12 protein-coding genes are annotated in these 20134 nt (G+C 59.9%); 10 read left to right on the forward strand and 2 right to left on the reverse strand.

Features of this window, described 5'->3' with window-relative positions; translation table 11 throughout:
• The first annotated feature begins 93 nt into the window (after positions 1-93).
• The 10 genes from urtB (at position 94) to ureC (ending at position 8932) form a co-directional block, all read left to right on the forward strand.
• Positions 94-1596 (forward strand): urea ABC transporter permease subunit UrtB, encoded by a 1503-nt coding sequence (gene urtB / locus AC1DWM_RS16280; RefSeq protein ID WP_477795646.1) that lies wholly within the window; start codon positions 94-96, stop codon positions 1594-1596.
• Positions 1596-2675 (forward strand): urea ABC transporter permease subunit UrtC, encoded by a 1080-nt coding sequence (urtC, locus tag AC1DWM_RS16285; RefSeq protein ID WP_477795647.1) that lies wholly within the window; start codon positions 1596-1598, stop codon positions 2673-2675. Before urtB ends, urtC begins: the two co-directional genes overlap by 1 nt.
• Positions 2672-3541, forward strand: a complete 870-nt coding sequence (gene urtD / locus AC1DWM_RS16290) for an urea ABC transporter ATP-binding protein UrtD (protein WP_477795648.1) — start codon at positions 2672-2674, stop codon at positions 3539-3541. The genes urtC and urtD overlap by 4 nt, the downstream gene beginning before the upstream one ends.
• 130 nt (positions 3542-3671) lie before the next feature.
• Positions 3672-4370 carry an urea ABC transporter ATP-binding subunit UrtE gene (urtE, locus tag AC1DWM_RS16295; RefSeq protein WP_477795649.1) on the forward strand — a complete coding sequence of 233 codons (699 nt, stop codon included), beginning with the start codon at positions 3672-3674 and terminating at the stop codon, positions 4368-4370.
• A gap of 43 nt (positions 4371-4413) precedes the next feature.
• Positions 4414-5253 carry an urease accessory protein UreD gene (locus tag AC1DWM_RS16300; protein WP_477795650.1) on the forward strand — a complete coding sequence of 280 codons (840 nt, stop codon included), beginning with the start codon at positions 4414-4416 and terminating at the stop codon, positions 5251-5253.
• A 137-nt stretch (positions 5254-5390) separates the two neighbouring features.
• Positions 5391-5693, forward strand: coding sequence for an urease subunit gamma (locus AC1DWM_RS16305; RefSeq protein WP_007945249.1), 303 nt, complete (start codon positions 5391-5393; stop codon positions 5691-5693).
• Between the two features lie 9 nt (positions 5694-5702).
• Positions 5703-6236, forward strand: a complete 534-nt coding sequence (locus AC1DWM_RS16310; protein WP_477795651.1) for an N-acetyltransferase family protein — start codon at positions 5703-5705, stop codon at positions 6234-6236.
• A gap of 6 nt (positions 6237-6242) precedes the next feature.
• Positions 6243-6776, forward strand: a complete 534-nt coding sequence (locus tag AC1DWM_RS16315) for a GNAT family N-acetyltransferase (protein ID WP_477795652.1) — start codon at positions 6243-6245, stop codon at positions 6774-6776.
• Positions 6776-7081 (forward strand): urease subunit beta, encoded by a 306-nt coding sequence (locus tag AC1DWM_RS16320; RefSeq protein WP_157714371.1) that lies wholly within the window; start codon positions 6776-6778, stop codon positions 7079-7081. The genes AC1DWM_RS16315 and AC1DWM_RS16320 overlap by 1 nt, the downstream gene beginning before the upstream one ends.
• Positions 7082-7231: 150 nt before the next feature.
• Positions 7232-8932: an urease subunit alpha gene (gene ureC, locus AC1DWM_RS16325; RefSeq protein ID WP_223515070.1), complete on the forward strand. Its 1701-nt coding sequence runs from the start codon at positions 7232-7234 to the stop codon at positions 8930-8932.
• A gap of 77 nt (positions 8933-9009) precedes the next feature.
• Here the strand turns inward: ureC and AC1DWM_RS16330 are convergent, their stop codons facing one another.
• Together AC1DWM_RS16330 and AC1DWM_RS16335 are read right to left on the reverse strand one after the other, a co-directional pair.
• The gene (locus AC1DWM_RS16330) at positions 9010-15060 is read right to left on the reverse strand and encodes an NEL-type E3 ubiquitin ligase domain-containing protein (RefSeq protein ID WP_477795653.1); all 6051 of its coding nucleotides are present in this window, start codon (positions 15058-15060) and stop codon (positions 9010-9012) included.
• A gap of 80 nt (positions 15061-15140) precedes the next feature.
• Positions 15141-20096, reverse strand: a complete 4956-nt coding sequence (locus tag AC1DWM_RS16335) for an NEL-type E3 ubiquitin ligase domain-containing protein (RefSeq protein WP_477795654.1) — start codon at positions 20094-20096, stop codon at positions 15141-15143.
• Positions 20097-20134 lie beyond the last annotated feature (38 nt).

Below are 20134 nucleotides of genomic sequence, written 5' to 3' on the forward strand. Positions count from 1 at the left end.
GACGGCGGCACATCCAGCATCAATGTAGCTGACCCACCGCCTTCGCCGGCAAGCCAGCTCCTACACGGTCCGCGTATGACCAGGACGTTCGACATGCCCACTGCCCTTTACCGCTTCATTCTCGCCATCGCGCTATTGCTGCCGATGGCCACCCACGCCAACGACGCCGAAGACTTCGTCGCCGCCAACCCCATGCAGCAAGCAAAACTGCTGGAGGCCTGGGCCGCGCAGCCCGATCCGGCCCGTATCGAACTGATCAACGCCCTGCAACAAGGCGAACTGACCGTCGACGGCCAACCCAAAACCCTGCGCCTGAACAATCGCCTGCGGGGTCTGATCGACACCGCCTTGGCCAGTCACCAACTGTTCTCCGCCGACGCCAAAACCCGTCTGGCCGCAGCGCAGCAATTACAAAAAAACGCCAAACCCGCGCAGCTGAAATTCCTCGACCAGCAACTGGCGGGCGAAAAAGACGAAAGCGTTCACGCCGCGCTCAGCCTCGCATTGGCCAATCTGCAACTGGTCGACACCGACCCGGCCGTGCGTCTCGCTGCTGTGCGCTTGCTCGGTGAAACCGGCGACCCACTGGCCCGCACCCGCCTCGAAAGCCTTCTGGCACCGGGTGTCGAAGCCGATACAACGGTGCGCACCGCTGCCGAAACCAGCCTCGCTCAAGTCAAACGCAAACTGCTGATCGGTGAGCTGCTCGGTCAGGCGTTCAGCGGCATGTCCCTCGGTTCGATCCTGCTGCTCGCCGCCCTCGGTCTGGCGATCACCTTCGGCCTGCTCGGTGTGATCAACATGGCCCACGGCGAGATGCTGATGCTCGGCGCCTACTCGACGTTTGTGGTGCAGATGATGTTCCAGCGCTACGCCCCTCAGGCCATCGAGTTCTACCCGCTGATCGCGTTGCCGGTGGCGTTCTTCGTCACCGCCGCCATCGGCATGGCGCTGGAGCGCACGGTGATTCGTCACCTCTACGGCCGCCCGCTGGAAACCTTGCTCGCCACCTGGGGCATCAGTTTGATGCTGATTCAGCTGGTGCGATTGCTGTTCGGCGCGCAGAACGTTGAAGTAGCCAACCCCGCGTGGTTGTCGGGCGGGATTCAAGTGCTGCCGAATCTGGTGCTGCCGTATAACCGCATCGTGATCATCGCCTTTGCACTGTTCGTGGTGGTGCTGACCTGGCTGCTGCTGAACAAGACCCGCCTGGGTTTGAACGTGCGCGCCGTCACCCAGAACCGCAACATGGCCGAGTGCTGCGGCGTGCCCACCGGGCGCGTGGACATGCTCGCCTTCGGACTCGGCTCGGGCATTGCCGGCCTCGGTGGCGTGGCGCTGAGCCAGATCGGCAATGTCGGCCCGGACCTCGGCCAGAGCTACATCATCGACTCGTTCCTGGTGGTGGTGCTCGGCGGTGTCGGCCAGTTGGCCGGTAGCGTGCTCGCCGCGTTCGGCCTCGGTATCGCCAACAAAATTCTCGAACCGCAGATCGGTGCCGTACTCGGCAAAATCCTGATCCTCGCGCTGATCATTCTGTTCATCCAGAAGCGTCCGCAAGGCCTCTTCGCACTGAAAGGACGGGTGATCGACTGATGAACCAGCCCCTGCTCGTGACCGCTACACAAAAAGCCGGCCCCAAAGTCAGCATCGCTGTCGGTGCGGTGATTCTCGCTCTGCTGCTGGCATTACCGCTGCTGTCGCTGTTGCCGGCGGACAGCACGTTGCACGTCTCGGCGTACACGCTGACGCTGGTGGGCAAGATTCTTTGCTACGCCATCGTCGCCCTCGCACTGGATCTGGTCTGGGGATACGCAGGTTTACTGTCCCTCGGCCATGGCCTGTTCTTCGCCCTCGGCGGCTACGCGATGGGCATGTACTTGATGCGCCAGGCCTCGGGCGATGGCTTGCCGGCGTTCATGACGTTCCTGTCGTGGACCGAATTGCCGTGGTACTGGGCCGGCACCAGCAGCTTCCTCTGGGCCATGTGTCTGGTGGTGTTGGCCCCGGGACTGCTGGCGCTGGTGTTCGGCTTCTTCGCCTTCCGTTCGCGGATCAAGGGCGTCTATTTCTCGATCATGACCCAGGCCCTGACCTTCGCCGGGATGCTGCTGTTTTTCCGCAACGAGACCGGATTTGGTGGCAACAACGGCTTCACCAATTTCCGCAGCATTCTCGGTTTCGGCATCACCGAACCGGGCACCCGCGCCGTGTTGTTCTTCGCCACGGTGGTGTTGCTGGTGGCCAGCCTGTTCATCGGCTGGCGCCTGGCGCAGAGCAAGTTCGGTCGAGTGCTGACGGCGCTACGCGATGCGGAAAACCGCCTGATGTTTTGCGGCTACGACCCGCGCGGTTTCAAGCTGTTTGTGTGGGTGTTGAGTGCGGTGTTGTGTGGGTTGGCCGGTGCGTTGTACGTGCCGCAAGTCGGGATCATCAACCCGAGCGAAATGTCGCCGACCAACTCCATTGAAGCGGCGGTGTGGGTCGCTTTGGGTGGTCGCGGAACGTTGATCGGCCCGCTGCTGGGCGCCGGCGTGGTTAACGGCATGAAGAGCTGGTTCACCGTGGCGTTCCCGGAATACTGGCTGTTTTTCCTCGGCGCGCTGTTCATCGTCGTGACCTTGTATCTGCCTAAAGGCGTGATCGGTCTGCTGAAAAAAAGGGGTGAGCAATGAGAGTGACTGCGACGGCTGAATTCATGCTCGAACCGGCCTTTTTCCCCGTGGAACCGAACAAGGACGCCGGCACCAGCCGCGACGCCATCAGCCACGGCCAACGCGTCAGCCCAGGCCTCGATACCCGCCACGGCACGATCCTGACCCTGGAAGACATCAGCGTCAGCTTCGATGGCTTCAAGGCACTGAACGACTTGAATCTGTACATCGGCGTCGGCGAACTGCGCTGCATCATCGGCCCCAACGGCGCGGGCAAGACCACGCTGATGGACGTGATCACCGGCAAGACCCGCCCCAGTCACGGTAAAGCCTGGTTCGGTGAAACCCTGGATCTGACGCAGATGAGTGAAGTGCAAATCGCCCAAGCCGGTATCGGTCGCAAGTTCCAGAAGCCGACCGTGTTCGAGGCCTTGAGCGTGTTCGAGAACCTGGAGCTGGCGCAGAAAACCGACAAGTCGGTGTGGGCCAGCCTGCGGGCGCGCCTGAGTGGTGAGCAGAAAGATCGCATCAGCGAAGTGCTGGAAACCATTCGCCTGACGACGTCGGTCAATCGCCCGGCGGGGTTGTTGTCCCACGGTCAGAAGCAGTTTCTGGAGATCGGCATGCTGCTGATGCAAGACCCGCAACTGCTGCTGCTCGACGAGCCGGTGGCGGGCATGACCGACGCCGAAACCGAATTCACTGCCGAACTGTTCAAGCGCCTGGCGGGCAAGCATTCGCTGATGGTGGTGGAACATGACATGGGGTTTGTGGGTTCGATTGCCGACCACGTCACCGTGTTGCACCAAGGCAGCGTGCTGGCCGAAGGGTCGCTGGAACAGGTGCAGGATAACGAGCGGGTGATTGAGGTGTATCTCGGTCGCTGAGCCTGCATAAGAACAACCTGTAGGAGCTGGCTTGCCAGCGAAAGCGATGGACCTGTCAGCATTGATGTTGAATGCGATGGCCTCTTCGCTGGCAAGCCAGCTCCTACAAGGATTTGAGGGGAATTTGAACATGCTGCAAGTCGACAAGCTGCACCAGTACTACGGCGGTAGCCACATCCTGCGCGGCCTGACGTTTGACGTGAAAGTCGGTGAAGTCACCTGCCTGCTCGGGCGCAACGGCGTCGGCAAGACTACCCTGCTCAAGTGCCTGATGGGTTTGCTGCCGGCCAAAGAAGGCGCAGTGAACTGGGAAGGCAAACCGATTACCACGTTCAAGCCGCATCAACGGGTGCATGCAGGGATCGCGTACGTACCGCAGGGTCGGGAAATCTTCGGCCGGTTGACCGTCGAAGAAAACCTGCTGATGGGCCTTTCACGCTTCCCCGGCTCCGAAGCCAAGGAAGTCCCGGCGTTCATCTACGAGTTGTTCCCGGTACTGCTGCAAATGAAGCAGCGGCGCGGCGGTGATTTGTCGGGCGGCCAACAGCAGCAGCTTGCTATCGGCAGGGCTCTGGCCAGCCGTCCACGGTTGCTGATTCTCGACGAGCCTACCGAAGGCATTCAGCCGTCGGTGATCAAGGAGATCGGAGCGGTGATCAAGAAGCTCGCCGCCCGTGGCGACATGGCGATTTTGCTGGTGGAGCAGTTCTACGATTTCGCCGCCGAACTGGCTGATCAATACCTGGTGATGTCCCGGGGCGAGATCGTGCAGCAAGGTTGCGGTGAAAATATGGAAGCCGAGGGTGTACGCGGGCTAGTAACGATTTAAGGCTACGATCTAATCTGTAGCGTCCTAACGATAATTAGAAATTATGAATTTACCTGCCCCTATTGTCCTGTTTACGCCGAGCTGGCACGCCGAGCTGGAGCTGGGCTACGCCCGTTTCGGCGACAGCACGCGCCCGGTACAGCGTCGCCATAAAGGCCCGCTGCGGGTGCAAAAGCACCTGTATGCCGAAGGCCCCGAGGTGTGCCAGCACATCATCGTTCACCCGCCCGGAGGGATTGCCGGCGGTGATCGGTTGGACATTTCGGCCAGCGTCGGCACCAACGCCTGGGCACAAATCACCAGCCCCGGCGCGGCCAAGTGGTATCGCGCGGCGGGCCCGGCCTACCAGACACTCGATTTGAGGGTGGCTTCGGGCGCGACACTGGAATGGTTGCCGCAAGAGACGATTATCTTCAGTGATGCGCAGGCCGAATTGAGTACCTCAATTGAGCTGGAAGGCGATGCGCGGTTGTTCTACTGGGACGTTGTGGCGCTGGGTCGACCGGCCAGTGGCGAGCGTTTTGACCTCGGGCATTTTCAGGCGCATCTGGATATCCGCCGTGACGGCCAGTTGCTCTGGCACGAACGCCAGCGCATTGTCGGCAATGACGGCTTGCTGGATTCGCCCATCGGGCTGGACGGGCAACCGGTGTTTGCGACATTGCTGGTGACCGGAGAGATCGACAGTGAGTTGCTGGAAACCTGTCGTTCGCTGCCCAATGATGTACGCGGGGATTTGACCCAGTTACCGGGGCTGTTGGTGGCTCGGTGCCTGGCCAGTGAAGCGCTGCTGGCGCGCGGCTGGTTGATTGATGTGTGGCGATTGCTCCGGCCGGCGTTGCTCGGTCGCGAAGCCGTCCCCCCCAGAATATGGAGCACCTGAACACCGCCCCCCTGTAGGAGCTGGCTTGCCAGCGAAGGCGTACTCACTGACGCCAAAGGCTTCGCTGGCAAGCCAGCTCCTACAGGGGATGCGTTTACAGTTCCGAACTTTTTTATCTGCCCAGATGGACTCCAACAATGGACCTGACCCCACGCGAAAAAGACAAGCTGCTGATCTTCACCGCCGGCCTCGTGGCCGAGCGGCGTTTGGCGCGCGGCGTGAAACTCAATTACCCGGAAGCCATGGCCTACATCTCAGCTGCGCTGCTCGAAGGCGCGCGGGACGGCCAGACCGTGGCCGACTTGATGCACTTCGGCACGACCTTGCTGACCCGCGAACAAGTCATGGAAGGGATCCCGGAAATGATCCCGGAGATCCAGGTTGAAGCGACGTTCCCCGACGGCACCAAACTGGTCACCGTCCACCAACCTATCGCCTGAGGCCCCGCCATGACTTACCACATTCGCGATGCGACGCACGCCGACCTGCCGGCGATCCGCGACATCTACAACGACGCCGTGCTCAACACCACGGCGATCTGGAACGAACAAGCCGTAGACCTCGGCAACCGCCAGGCCTGGTTCAGTGCCCGGCAAGCTCAGGGCTACCCGATTCTGGTGATAGTCGACGCTGACGACAGTGTGCTGGGTTACGCGTCCTTCGGTGACTGGCGGCCGTTCGATGGCTTTCGCCACACCGTTGAGCACTCGGTGTATGTGCGCAGCGACCAGCGTGGCAATGGACTCGGCCCGCAACTGATGACGGTGCTGATCGAACGCGCCAAAGGCTGCGACAAACACGTGATGGTCGCGGCCATCGAAAGCGGTAACGCGGCCTCTATTCGTCTACATGAACGCGCCGGCTTCATCACCACCGGGCAAATGCCCCAGGTGGGCACCAAGTTCGGTCGCTGGCTGGACCTGACCTTCATGCAACTGACCCTCAATCCTGGCGCGGAGCCGCCAATCGCCCGCAAGGAGTAACTCCGGATGAACGCCGCCCAGCTACGCCGCGTCAATGTTGAAAGCTTTGCACACTACCGTCAGGGCTTGATTGATCTGCTGCTCGACGCAGTCGGTTACGGCGCCAGCGTCGGGTTCATGGCTGATCTTGATGCCACCCAGGCCCGCGCCTATTTCGATGACGTTCAGGAGAACCTGAACAAGGGCAACGTGCTGCTGTGGGTGGTGGTCAAGGACGAACAAGTGCAGGCCAGTGTGCAACTGACCCTGTGTCAGAAAGCCAATGGCCTGAACCGCGCCGAAGTGCAAAAACTCCTGGTTCGCGAACATGCACGTCGGCGGGGGCTGGGCCAACAGTTGATGAGCGCTTTGGAACAGGCCGCTCTCCAGCACAAGCGCGGCATGCTCTACCTCGACACCGAAGCCGGCTCCCCCGCAGAAGATTTCTACAAGGCGCAGGGTTACACCCGGGCGGGGGAAATCCCCGACTACGCCTGCGACCCGAGCGGTCGCTATAAACCCACCGCGCTCTACTACAAGATTCTGCAAGGAGCCCACTGATGATTCCCGGTGAATACCAGATCCAGCCCGGCGACATCGAGCTCAACGCGGGTCGTCGTACCGTCAGCCTGAAAGTGGCCAACAGCGGCGACCGGCCGATCCAGGTCGGCTCGCATTACCACTTTTTTGAAACCAATGACGCTCTGACCTTCGACCGCGCCGCCAGCCGCGGCATGCGCCTGAACATCCCCGCCGGCACCGCCGTGCGCTTTGAACCGGGGCAGAGTCGTGAGGTTGAGTTGGTGGATCTGGCCGGGCATCGGCGGGTGTTCGGATTTGCCGGGCGGATCATGGGTGACCTCTGATTAGTGCGTCGTGTGCATTGACCCCTTCGCTGGCAAGCCAGCTCCTACAGGAGATCGCATGTGGATGCGATTCCCTTGTAGGAGCTGGCTTGCCAGCGATAGCGAGCTAGGCGAGCGGTTCCAAATCCAATTGAATCCCAAGGCAAGTGCATGAAAATCTCAAGACAAGCCTACGCCGACATGTTCGGCCCCACCGTCGGCGACAAGGTTCGCCTGGCCGACACCGAGCTGTGGATCGAAGTCGAAAAAGACTTCACCACCTACGGTGAAGAAGTGAAATTCGGCGGCGGCAAAGTCATCCGCGATGGCCAGGGCCAGAGCCAGCTGTTGGCCGCCGAGGTCGTCGACACGGTGATCACCAACGCGCTGATCATCGACCATTGGGGCATCGTCAAAGCCGACGTTGGCCTCAAGGACGGCCGCGTCGCCGGCATCGGCAAGGCCGGCAACCCGGACGTCCAGCCGAACGTGACCATCGCCATCGGCGCCAGCACCGAAGTCATCGCCGGTGAAGGGATGATCCTCACCGCCGGCGGCATCGACACGCATATCCACTTCATCTGCCCGCAGCAGATCGAAGAAGCATTGATGAGCGGCGTCACCACCATGATCGGCGGCGGCACCGGCCCTGCCACCGGCACCAACGCCACCACCTGCACCTCCGGGCCGTGGCACCTGGCGCGCATGCTCCAGGCCGCCGACGCGTTCCCTATGAACATCGGCCTCACCGGCAAAGGCAACGCCAGCCTGCCGGAGCCGTTGATCGAGCAGGTCAAGGCCGGCGCCATCGGCCTCAAGCTGCACGAAGACTGGGGCACCACCCCGGCGAGCATCGACAACTGCCTGAGCGTCGCCGACCAGTACGACGTGCAGGTGGCGATCCACACGGACACGCTCAACGAATCCGGTTTCGTCGAAACCACCCTCGCCGCCTTCAAGGGCCGCACCATCCACACCTACCACACCGAAGGCGCGGGCGGCGGTCATGCGCCGGACATCATCAAGGCCTGCGGATTTGCCAACGTGCTGCCGAGTTCCACCAACCCGACCCGGCCGTTCACCCGCAACACCATCGACGAACACCTCGACATGCTGATGGTCTGCCACCACCTGGACCCGAGCATTGCCGAAGACGTAGCCTTCGCCGAAAGCCGCATCCGCCGCGAGACGATTGCCGCCGAAGACATCCTGCACGACCTCGGCGCGTTCTCGATGATCAGCTCCGACAGCCAAGCCATGGGCCGCGTCGGCGAAGTCATCACCCGTACCTGGCAGACCGCCGACAAGATGAAAAAGCAGCGCGGCCCGCTACCGGGCGATGGCGAGGGCAACGACAACTTCCGCGCCAAACGCTACATCGCCAAGTACACCATCAACCCGGCGATCACTCACGGCATCAGCCATGAAGTGGGGTCGGTGGAAGTGGGTAAATGGGCCGATCTGGTGCTGTGGCGCCCGGCGTTTTTCGGGGTCAAACCGACGTTGATCCTCAAGGGCGGCGCCATCGCGGCCAGCCTGATGGGCGACGCCAACGCCTCGATTCCAACGCCGCAACCGGTGCACTACCGGCCGATGTTCGCCAGCTACGGTGGCTCGCTGCACGCCACCAGCATGACCTTCATCAGCCAGGCGGCGCAGGAGGCAGGCCTTCCCGATGCACTGGGCCTGAAGAAGAAAATCGCGGTGGTGAAAGGTTGCCGTGAGGTGCAGAAAACCGACCTGATCCACAACGATTACCTGCCGAACATTGATGTCGATCCGCAGACGTATCAGGTCAAGGCCGACGGTGTGTTGCTGTGGTGTGAGCCGGCGGATGTGTTGCCGATGGCGCAGCGCTATTTCCTGTTTTGATCGGTTGAGCGACACACAGAAAAGGCCTGGATGCTTGCGCAGATCCAGGCCTTTGTTCATCGGTCAGCAGCGTTTGTTTAGATCGGGTGTTCGGTCAACTCCTCGCGAGAGAACTTCTCGATCATCACAGCCTCCTCAATCTGCAACTGAGCATCCAGGTCTGCAGATTGCACCTTGAATTGCGCTTCTGATAACTCCCCTGCCTGCTGGCGATCACGCAGCTTGGCCAGGCGATCCTGATAGGGTTCGCGCTGCGCTTCGAACTGCGCGCGGTACTTGTTGGTGACGAAGTCTTTCCAGAAATCTTTCGCCACCAGCGACTGAAATTCTTCAGGCGAGTCGTCCAGCGCCAGCACCTTGGCGCAGGCCTGATCAAGCATCGCCGGGGTGACTTTACCCATGTGAGCGAAACGGACTTGCCGCGGTTGCCCCGGCAATCCGAGCCGGTCCTTGAGTCCGTAACGGTAGGCCAGTTTGATCTCGACCTCTTCCAGAAAGCGGATCTGCTGGGTCTTGAGGGCCGCCGACAAGCCCGGCGTGTTATTGATCGCGATTGTGCGCTGCTCGATATCGGCCAACGCAATTTTCTCGAGTTCCTCCAGCCGGAACAAGCCTCTGGACAGTTTCAGCAGGGCTGCACTCTGCTCGCCGTCCATGGCCAGCGTCCGCGCCCGGTACACCAGCGCCATGATTTCCAGGTTGCTGAATGACAACGCGGCACGATCACAGCAGGCAGGCCTGCCGGCCCACTCGAACATCTCCTGACGCAGCGCCACGGATTCGGGGTTGCCTTCGGTGATGGTGTCGACGACTTCCCATACACGTCTCTGAAGGTCCGTATGGCCGGCGCCGGCATTCTCGAGATCGTTGAGTACATTGAAAAACCCTTGGGAGCCCTCCTGTGCCGACAGTGATTGCCATTGCGCCTGCCTGGCCGTTACCTGGTCAGCGGGCAAGTCTTTGAGCCAACGCTGAAGCGTTGTCAATTCCTGCCCTCCGCCTGTCGCGCGCCCGGCTAACGCCATCGGGGCTCGATACTCGAAGGCTCCCGGTTGCCTGACTCCCCAGAAATCCGGACGTTCGCGCTCAAGCCGGCTCCAATAATCGCGCAGCTGTTGCTGGGTGACCTCGGACAACGGGTTGCCACCGATGTGAGTAAAGTTATTGAGGCCTGCCACCTGTTCCAGCCGTTCGGCAGGCGGTGCGATCACCGACTCCGGGATCGTCGTGATCCGGTTGTTTCTCAAATCAATGACATCCAGTAACGGCTGCGCACCCAGGCCCACCAGCCATGTCTCAATGTCGATCGAATTCAGGTTGAGCGAGCGCATATCGGTTATCTGAGTGAAGTCCGGCGCCATGCCCAGCGGGTTTTGCGCCAGGTTCATCGCCCTGAGTGTTGTCCGTCGGGAAAGGATCCCCACCGTTTCCGGAGTCAAGCGGATGCGGTTGCGCTGCAAAAACAAACGCGTCAGCCCGTGCATGTCATCCAGCGCCGGGGGTATCGCCGTCAGCTGGTTGTCCGACAGGTCCAGCCAGCGCACGCCTTTGAAATGCGCAAGAAAACCCTCTGGCGAAACGCTCAGGCCCATGCCGCTGAGTTTGAGCGAACCCACATGACTGAAATCGGCCTCAAGGTCCGGCACGCTGTCTAGCGTCTGGCCACTCAAGTCGAGCTCAAAACCGATGGGGCTACCGTCGACCGCGTTTCTTTGCGGGGATTGCCGCCGCCAGCATTCTCGAATGCGGTCGACGGCTGTGTAGCGCTCTGCCCGGTCAGACAAACCGGTGGCCATCTGACCGGCCCGAACGTAGCGCGAACGTGCGCCGCCCCCGGAAAACGCCCAGGCCGATAGCTGCTGATTCAGCGTTTCATACTCACGCTCAAGACGAGCCAGCTCAGGCTCAGCCGCGAGCCCGTGGGTTTGCAGGAATTCCTCAACGTCGAACTCGTCGAAGCCGGGGTACAGTTGACGAACCCTGGCACTCATTGAGTCCTGAACTTTAAAGGCATCTGGCAGGCTTCCCTCCAGGAGCTCAGGCCTTAGCGCTTGCAGACGTTCCCGATAGTCCTTGAGTTGCTGCCAGGCCTGGCGCGTAAACGGGTTACCCTCAAGCAACGTGACCCGATTCACCCTGGCGTTGGCTTCCAGTTGTTCATCTGCCGTAGAGAGCATCTCTTGGGGCATTTCGGTCAGGTGGTTCTCGCGCAAGTCCAGCACTTGCAAATCGGGCAGATTCCCCATGCCCAAGGGCCATTGGTCGATGCCGGTGCCGCTGAGGTTGATGTTCTTCAGTCGAGTCATGGTGCTGAAGTCAGGTGCGATACCCAGCGGGTTTTTCAACAAGTCGAGCGTCTCAAGCGCACTCAATTTACCGAGCACCGTAGCCGTGTGTTCATTCCATCGAACCCGGCTGCCTCTGAGGCTCAAGTGAGTCAAACCCTGCATTTCACCGACCGCCTCCGGCAATGCGCTGAGCCGGGACATGCCCTCCAGTCTCAACGCCTTGAGTTCGGTGAACCCCTTGAGAAACGCATCGAGGTTGCGCACGCCTGTACCGGTCAGCGCGAGCGTCTCGACATGCTCGAATCGGGCACTCAGCGATGGCAGCTCAACGGTCGAGTCGATGCTCAGTATCGAGCCCGTCTGCCGACGCCAGCAGCGGTTGATATTGCTGGCGATCTGACGCTCGCGCGCCCCCGGAAACCGCCCTGCTACAGCGGGGCTGCGCTCTGCCGTTACGCGGGTTTGAACCCAGGTATCCAACTCTTTCTTGAGGGTCGCGCATTCGGCTTCACGTCGAGTCAGCCCACCCCGAACGTCGTCGCCCAACGAGCGCAGGAAGGATTCGACCTCGGCCTCGCTGAAGTCGGGATACAGCTTTAGCACCCGCGCACGCGGCGTGCGGAAAAAGCTGGCGAGCTGTTGCCCCGACGGCAACGGGCCAACACCGCCGAGCAACTTCATGCCTGGCTCGACGCTTGGCTTGAGCACGCGGTGCTTCTGAAGCACCGCCCTCAACTGATCTCGCGGCAACGGCGTCTGTTGCACCGTCATTTTCAATCGCTCGGCCTCTTGCAGCGTGAAGCCCAATGCCTGGCGTTCCTCTGCCGTCAGGGCCTGCAATACAGACGAATAGAGGCTTGCAGAAGTCGATTGCGCGAACCGGGTGTTCGCATCCACCACCAGCACCGCACGGACCGGGTTCTGCGCGGGACCGATCGCGTCCAATAATTTCCCTTGCGGCCCGTATTCGCGCAGCTCGAGATGCACGTCCTTCGGCCAGCCAGGCAGCGCTTCAAGACTGCGCAGGGCCAACCGTTCGCTGTCGACGCCGGAGGAGATCTCGAGATAGAGGCCTTCATAGGCTCGCGCCACACGCAGTTCCTGTCGGGCCTGCTCGGCCTGCTCGTATAGGCGCTGAGGCAAGGGCCCGGGATTGTCCATTTCCAGCCGTTCTGCCTGAGTCGCGCCTTGCAGTATCTCTTCTACAACGACGTTGGGTAGCTGCGGGAAAAACACCTTGATTCGTGCCAAGGAACTTTGACCGTTGGCCTCCTGTTCTCGATACAGAGACTCGAACAATGAATATTTTTTGTTCTGCACGGCGCGGCCGATTTCCTTGCGCAGTGCAGTGGCGCGTTGTTCCAGCGTCATATCCGCTGTTCCCGGAACACGTACGATATCGACCCGTTGCGCTTTGAACAGGTCCAGCAGCGACGTGAGCACCGTGCCGTTCGCCACTTCGCGATCACTCACGACGAACGTCAACCGGCGTGATTGCCCGGCGCCTGTGACCGGGTCTTCCCAGATCAGGTTTGCCTGGCTGTCCAAGACCTTGATCGGGGGTGTAGCGGGCAACAGCTCCTGACTGCGCATGAGCCTGAATTGCAGGCGCAGATCCGCCTTGGCGTAGACCCCAGGGTGATCGCTGCCGATCTGTTCCCTGAAGGTTTCAATGTCCCGGTCGATTCGAAAGCGCGTGAAGGTGTCGGACAGCTGCGCACCCGGCGGCTGTAGTTCGACATGCAGGCGACGCAGTTGATCTTGCTCAACGCCACTGGCGATGCGCACCTGCTCCAGTTGCGCCTCCGTGAAGGCCTGCGCGCGATAGCCCAGCCGTCGCATCAGGATCGGCCCGTCCCAGCTCAGGGGTTCTTCACCTTCGTAGCTCCACGCGCCCGCGCCGTTATGGTCCAGGTGCGGTGCATAGGCCTCGGGCCGGCGCGGGTGCTGGATGCAATACTCACCGCTGGCGGGATCTTGCCTGACCAAAAAGCGCGCCTCATCGAGCGGCAAAATAGCGTGGCCGTTGACCGAGTGCAGCCCCAGTACGTCAGGCTGCGAATTCGCCGGTAACGTAACGGGAGTCTTGTAAGGGTCAAGGTCCGGCTTCCACAGCCGTTGTTGCCCCGTGGGCAGCGTGACCGGTTTCAACCCCTCGACCACGGGTTCGGGCTTCACGGGTGCCAGCTTAGCCAGGCCCTTCCCCGCTCCGTGCAGCACGGCAATCAGCGCGAGGTTTTCCGCCACGTCGGTCAGGTGAGCCCAGGCCGCGTTGCGATCACCCTCGCTCCACTCAATGGCCCCTTCGAATGTCTCGTACAGGATCTGGCCGGCCATCACCCCGATCATCACCTCACCCAGCACCGGTACAAACATCGAGGTGACGTTCAACACCAGCATGCCGACCTCAAGCAAATGAGCGATTTTTTCTGCTCGCACCCGGGCATCGACATCGGCCGTGGGCACCGCGTGACTGCGGGCATCCGCCAGGATTTTGCGACGACTTTGCTCATAGAGATCCACCCAGGGATCGACGTTCGGTCCCCAGAGACCATGCTGCCGGTAGCCCTTGATCGGGATATAAGGTTCGTCGACCGGCTCCTGTCGGGAGGGTAATTCGGGAGGCAGTTCGTTAAGCTGGTAGAAGGTCGAAAAAAACGGCGGGAGCACTTCAATCGCTTTCCACAAGGGTGATCGCAAGGGCGCTAGCGAGTCTGGCGGAGAATCCGCTGCCTTTCGGGTGAACTGGCTGAAGTAATACGGACGATCGGCATAGGCAACGAACTGACTGAAAAAGCGTTGATACGCCGTCGGGCCACCGTTGGCCGGTGGCGAGGCATCAGTGGCCATGAACAGTCGCTTCAAGGTCGCCTCCATTTCCCGGCCCTTGTAACGTTTTAACGGGTGCTGCGGGTCGTGGGGAATGTAGAGAAGGACATCATCGCAATAGCGATATTTTTCGCAAATATGGAAAAGCACGCAGCCGGTCATTCTCTTCTTCATCAACACCAGGTCGCACATCCACACGGGGGTGTTGTCGATCTTCGGGTTGAGTTCTCCGTCAATCACCGAAAGGATCATCGAGTAATCCTTCGGTTCGATGTCCTTCTTCAGCAAGGCGAGCTCGGCAGCCGCGCGTATCGCAGCTTTTTGACTGTCCACAAACCGGTTGCGCAGTACGGCTTCGGCCACGGGACTGGAAGGTTGCAAAAAGTCTTTCAGATACGCCTGATACTTCGCACCGATGTCCAGCTCCCGACACAGCTTCAGGTACTGCATCACCGTCAGGGCCGTGGTCACTTCGCTGAACTGGCCCGGAGTCGATTCGACAACAAAGCCTGAGGAAGAATGAAAGTGAGCGGGAGCACACTCCCGCGCTTCGAAGTTGTGCAACGCGGCTTGCAGCAGCGGCAACTTCAACACCTCGAAGGTGCCGACCTCGATTTCCAGAATGCCCATTTCCAGAGGCTTTTTCAGTTGCAGGAAAGTTTTAGTGACGTCCAGTTCCACTCCGAACTGATCCTTGAGCGCCCTGACCAGTAGCGGTTCGGCAAACGCATCAATGTCCTGCAGGCGCGACATTGTTTTATCCAGCAGGTTCTGCGAGGTCACACTCGCCACAAAACTCGCGTTCAAGGCCTGACGCTGCGCCTGCGACGCCGCCTGGTACCAGTCGGGAAGAATGAGCGGAGCGTTTTTCAGCGCCTCTCGCCGTTCGGGCGAAGCATTCACCATCCAGGCCGGGATGGCGTTGGCCATGAATTCGGCGTGAACACTTTGTTGCTCGGCAGCCGGTGGTTGCGCTGTATTTTTGTCGTTGCTTTCGTGTTTGTTTCGCAAGGTACATATCCTTATGTACGAAGTAATAGGGCGGCACGAAAACCATCGGTTTCCATGCCGTCATCGACATCCTCGTCGATTCAGTTTTTCAGCGTGAGGGGCGTTTCGGCCCGTTGCAGTTTTGTCCGGTCCATCGCTTGTCGGGTCAGCGTCTTGAGCAATGTCTGCGTCTGGGCATTGAGCTGGCTCATTTCGCTTTCATACGCTTGGGCGCTCATGACAAGTCCTGGGGCGAACTCGCTTTCCGGCTTGCCAAGTTCGGCGGCGAGTACCCGGATCTCTTCTTTCAATTGCGCTTTTTCCGGCAAGGAAAGGGACGGGGTCGCCCGCTTTTCCAGCGCCATGTAAAAATCGGTGGTCGCGTCGATACGGCGCCTGATGGCTTTGAACGCACGACGATTGGAGCCCTGGATGTAAGACACCCAGAACGGCTGTTCGCTGATCGAATCACGCAGCAGCTCCCCGGCCTCCAGATCCAGCACACGCTGACAGGCCGCTTCGATCATCTGTGGCGTGACCGCGGCGATTGTCCTGAACTGCATTTTTCGAGACTGCCAAGGCAGTTCGAGGCGGTCGGCCAGGTCCGTCATGTACGCCAGGTGTACCTCGACTTCATCAATGGTGCCGGTGACTTCACCCGCCGCATTGACGCGTCTGAACTGCTCGCCCTGACTCGTTCGCTCACCAATGACCTTGTGGGCGATTCTGCTCAGCTCATCCAGACGGGATTTGCCCTGCGCCAGCTGCACCAGCTCTGCTTCCACCAGATTCCGGCTCGCCAGTTCATAGGCTTCGTGAATCAGCACTTCCACACCCATGGCGTTGAACAGTTGAGCCCCGCCATCGACACACTGCGTAGGTGCCGTGGACATCGTGAACAGTTTTTCTCGCAGCGCGGTGTCTTTCGCCATGGCGTCGAGCATGCGCCAGACCTTGGCGGTCATGTCCCTTCGAAAGGCGATGTCATGCTTGAAGTGATACGACTCCGTCAGTTTGCGGATCTCGTTGAAGAACGGCAGTGAACCGAACTCATCCTCGACCTCATTCCATACCTCCTGCCGGGCGACCCACTCAGGCCGAGTCAGACCTTGCTCCCAATCGAGGCTATCGCGTACTCCACGGGGCGGATAAGGTCGATCAGGGTCCATACCCACGGACTGAATGTACTCGCGCAGCGTCTGTAGATTGGCCTCCGGCAACCACCGCGCATTGCGGCTCAACACCGTGCGCGCCAACAGTTCCGCGTCGGCGCTGCCACGCGCAACCGAAGGGACCTCAAGGATCCGGTTCAACTGAATATCCAGATAGAAATGCCGGAACCTGGGCAGTGAAAACAATCCGCCGGGCCAAGTGGAAATACCCGTGTCAGTCAACAGCAGCGTATGCAGCATGGGCATGCGGCCGATATCGGGGACGCGCCCCAACGGGTTGCCCATCAAGTCCAGGCTTTCCAGGTGCACAAGCCCGCCCAGATCAGCCACCGACGCGGCGTCCAGTACCATTCGATTGCCACGCAGATTCAACTCCCTCAGCCCGTGCATCCGGCCCACCACGCGAGGAAACCGCGTGAGCGGGTTGTCGTTGAGGTTCAGGTGGCGAAGCCTGGGAAAGTGATCGAGCAGCGACACCTGGGCATCGGCCAATCCGCTGTTCAGCAGATTCAGGTGGGTGACATGCCCAAAATCCCCCTCCAGAGGCGGCATCGTCGCCAAATGCCTTCCCAGTGGCATACCACTCAGGTCCAGCGTTATCCCGTGCATATTGCCGAAGACATCCACATCCCTTGGCCCGGTGTGCTGCCAGCATTGCCTGATCGCGTTGTATAAGGCGTTTCTTGACTGCCATTCGGCTCTTCCTGCGGCGCTGAACCTGAAGGTGTCGGTGGGTGAATTCAGCCAGCGCTGGAAGTTGGCGTTGAGTCGATTGAACTGCGACTCAAGTTCACTGGCGCGCAGCTGCGGGCTGCCTTCGCGACCGTCGCCCTCCAGATAGGTCCGGGCCTCGTCCTCTGTCCAGCCGGGACGCACACTCCTGACCCGTTCTTGCGGGGTCAGCCGTGCGTTGAGTCGTTGAATGCCTTGCGCACCACCCCGCATGCCACCGCGCAGTTTCATCGTTTGGGGATCATAAAACGGCTTGCGGATCGGGTTGTCGGCCAGCATCGGTTGCAACCTGTCCCGCGCCAGTGGTGCCCTTTGAACCGCCTGCCTGAGTGCTTCCCCTTGATTGATCTCATAACCGAGCGCAATACGTTGCGTGTCGGGCAGCGCATGCAGCACTGAAGCAAACAGATTGTCAGCACCATGCAGATGGTGATCGGCAGCGTCCCGCGCCTGATAGTCACCGTCGCTACTCACCAGCACCTTGCGCACGCTTGCGTCTTGCGGGCCAATGCTGTCTCGCAGGGGGCCGGAGAACGAATGCTCACGGATTTCGATGCGCACATCGCCAGGCCAGTTCGGCAATGTTTCCAGGGTGTGCAACGCCAGTCTTTCGGTATCTGCGGTGTGCAGAAACTCAAGGAATAGCCCTTCGTAGGCCCGCGTCGTACGCACCTCCAACAAGGCGGCACGTACCTGTTGTTTGAGTTTCAAGGGAAGACGTTTTTTCTGCGCAACCACACGCAGGTCTTCAGGCGCAGCAGCGGCCAGCAGCTCTTCGGCAAGGTTGGCCGGGTAGTGCGAAAAGGCGTCCTGTATCACCCGCACACCGGCATGCTCTGAAAGTTGATGCGCGTTGTAGAGCGCATCGAAACGGGTCTTGCGTTGCAGATAGGTCAACGGACCTTGCTGTTTTTCGGTTTCAGCGCATGCCTGAAAGCGTCTTATCGTGTCGACGAACAGCGCCGGTGGTGCGTCGTTCTCCACCTGCAACCTGCGCAGTGCGTTTTCTTCTACACCACTGGCGATACGGATGTGTTCCAGCGTTGCCTCATCAAATCCGTCGACCATCGGCCCCAGACGCCGCATGAGGGTGGTTTTGTCCCATTCGATGGGGCGGTCGAGTTCGGTTTGCCAGGCACCGACCCCGTTGTGCTTCAACTTCGGCTGATAGGCCGTCGATCGATTCGGGTGCTGCAACTGCGGCTGGCCGGTCTGCGGATCCTCGTTGACCGCGAAGTGCTTGCCCTCCAGTGGAAGAAAATCCCTGCCATTGTGTCGATGAAGACCTCGTTCATTCGGCGCCACATCTTTGGGCAGGGAAACCGCGTATTCATAGGGTTTCAGGTCGGGTTTCCAGAGACGGGTAGCCCCATCGGGGAGCTCGACCTTTTTCAGCTGATCGACAAACGACGATGCCTTGACCGGTGTCGGGAGGCGTGCGGGCAACACGTGCCCGGCCATCATCAGTGCCAGTTGAGCCGCATTGATCATGACCCCGACCAGCAGACCCGATGCTTCCTCCCGGTCCCCTTTGCTCCAGTCTTCAATGCCCTCCATGGTTTCGAGCAGCATTTGCCCGGCCATGATGCCCAGCATGGCTTCGCCCAGCCCCGGCACCAGCAGGGCGCCAAAATTGAACACGTTCCAGCCCAGACTCAAGTAACTGGTCAACCGCGCCCAGCGAGCGGCAGCATCTTCATCATCCGTGGGCACGGCAATTTGTCGCGCGTCGGCGATGGCTTTCTCTCTGCGCCAGCCTGAGATATGACGCCAGATATCGCCCGTGACGGGGTTGGTGATCGGCTCCGCATCGGGGTTTTCCGTGGCGGTTTCCCTCCACCACGGGCCCATGTCCAGAGGCTCGCGTTGATGCCAGGTAAAGGTGGTGAGGCGCTCGTTGACTCTCGAGAAGAAACGGCCCTTGTCTTTTTGCGCCACGAAACGGCTGAAAAACCGTTGATAGCCTGGTGAACGCAACTGGCTGATCAGCACCTTCATGAAATCAGTGAACGATGCATATTCCTTGAGCGGGTGTTCGGGGTCGTCCGGCACATAAGCGATCAATGGGCCGTCCAGACGACTTTGTTGATAGATATCGTCCTGACGGAGCATTTCATCAAGCACACCACGGGGGCCGTTGGCGAAAAACGCCTCGAGTAACTTGAACTGTTCAAACTCCTGGCCCGGCAATATCGACAGGCGCTGAGACCAGTCCGTCAACAATCGCTGGTGCGCCGGAATCAGACTGTCATAGGTTCTTTTCACCAGCGAGGGGTCCGCCACCGCACTGAACAATACAATGCCGGTCAGCTTGAATCCCATGAGTGACAAGCGATGACATTGCAGCGGTCGACTGCCCAACATGATGTTGCTTTTACGATCCCGCACGTCCTGCAACTTGCCGTATGAATAGTAAGAAATGTCGTTCTTTAAATACGCAATGAGTGCTGATTCATTGAAAGCCGCTATTTCGCAGGCGACGGTATGCTGTTCAAGCGTTGTCCTGATATCAACGGTTGCTGGCTTGAGCTGTTCGGTGATGTGTTTCTGATACTGTGCGCCGATATCCAGCGTCCGGCACAGGACAGCAAACCGCTCGACTGTCAGCGCCTGGCGTTGCAATTCCCCTGCGGCATCCTTGGTGAAAATACCGGAGCCATCGCGAAAGGCGCCGGCCTGTGTTTCCGATTCTTCAAAATTGTGCAGAGCCGCTTCCAGCAACGTGTGTTGTCTGAATCGACTGGCGTGAGTATCAATTCCAAATGTCAGTGTGGCGGGAACATAAAGCCGCACTAACGTTGTATTAACGTCCTGTTCAAGATCCAGCTGATCTTTCAGGGCTTGAACAAGTAACGGTTGCGCAAAGGCTTTGATGTCCTGTTGCAAATCATTGAGTGTCTTTTCCAAAGAGCCCTGCAATCGCCAGCGCTCATCGATAAGCCCATTCAAGTACTGGCGATCCATGGCGCGCGCACGGCCATACCACTCGGGAACAGCCGGGCTCTGGTTGACGAATGACTCAAGCCTGTCAGCCGGCACGGTCTTTATAAACGCCGGGACTTTTTGTTTGAGGTATTCCAGATAGATGTTCTCACCCTCATCGGACACCGCTGGCGATGTTTCCAATACAGTTCCTTCTGATGACGCTTCCATTTCGCAAAAATCCCTATGCGACGACAAGAGCAACCAGC

The sequence above is a fragment of the Pseudomonas sp. P4_C8 genome (assembly GCF_056401975.1).

Bases quoted from the DNA above. Each gene is read 5' to 3' on its own strand.
- urtB (WP_477795646.1), top strand. From the start codon at position 94: ATGCCCACTGCCCTTTACCGCTTCATTCTCGCCATCGCGCTATTGCTG.
- urtC (WP_477795647.1), top strand. From the start codon at position 1,596: ATGAACCAGCCCCTGCTCGTGACCGCTACACAAAAAGCCGGCCCCAAA.
- urtD (WP_477795648.1), top strand. From the start codon at position 2,672: ATGAGAGTGACTGCGACGGCTGAATTCATGCTCGAACCGGCCTTTTTC.
- urtE (WP_477795649.1), top strand. From the start codon at position 3,672: ATGCTGCAAGTCGACAAGCTGCACCAGTACTACGGCGGTAGCCACATC.
- AC1DWM_RS16300 (WP_477795650.1), top strand. From the start codon at position 4,414: ATGAATTTACCTGCCCCTATTGTCCTGTTTACGCCGAGCTGGCACGCC.
- AC1DWM_RS16305 (WP_007945249.1), top strand. From the start codon at position 5,391: ATGGACCTGACCCCACGCGAAAAAGACAAGCTGCTGATCTTCACCGCC.
- AC1DWM_RS16310 (WP_477795651.1), top strand. From the start codon at position 5,703: ATGACTTACCACATTCGCGATGCGACGCACGCCGACCTGCCGGCGATC.
- AC1DWM_RS16315 (WP_477795652.1), top strand. From the start codon at position 6,243: ATGAACGCCGCCCAGCTACGCCGCGTCAATGTTGAAAGCTTTGCACAC.
- AC1DWM_RS16320 (WP_157714371.1), top strand. From the start codon at position 6,776: ATGATTCCCGGTGAATACCAGATCCAGCCCGGCGACATCGAGCTCAAC.
- ureC (WP_223515070.1), top strand. From the start codon at position 7,232: ATGAAAATCTCAAGACAAGCCTACGCCGACATGTTCGGCCCCACCGTC.
- AC1DWM_RS16335 (WP_477795654.1), bottom strand. From the start codon at position 20,096: ATGGAAGCGTCATCAGAAGGAACTGTATTGGAAACATCGCCAGCGGTG.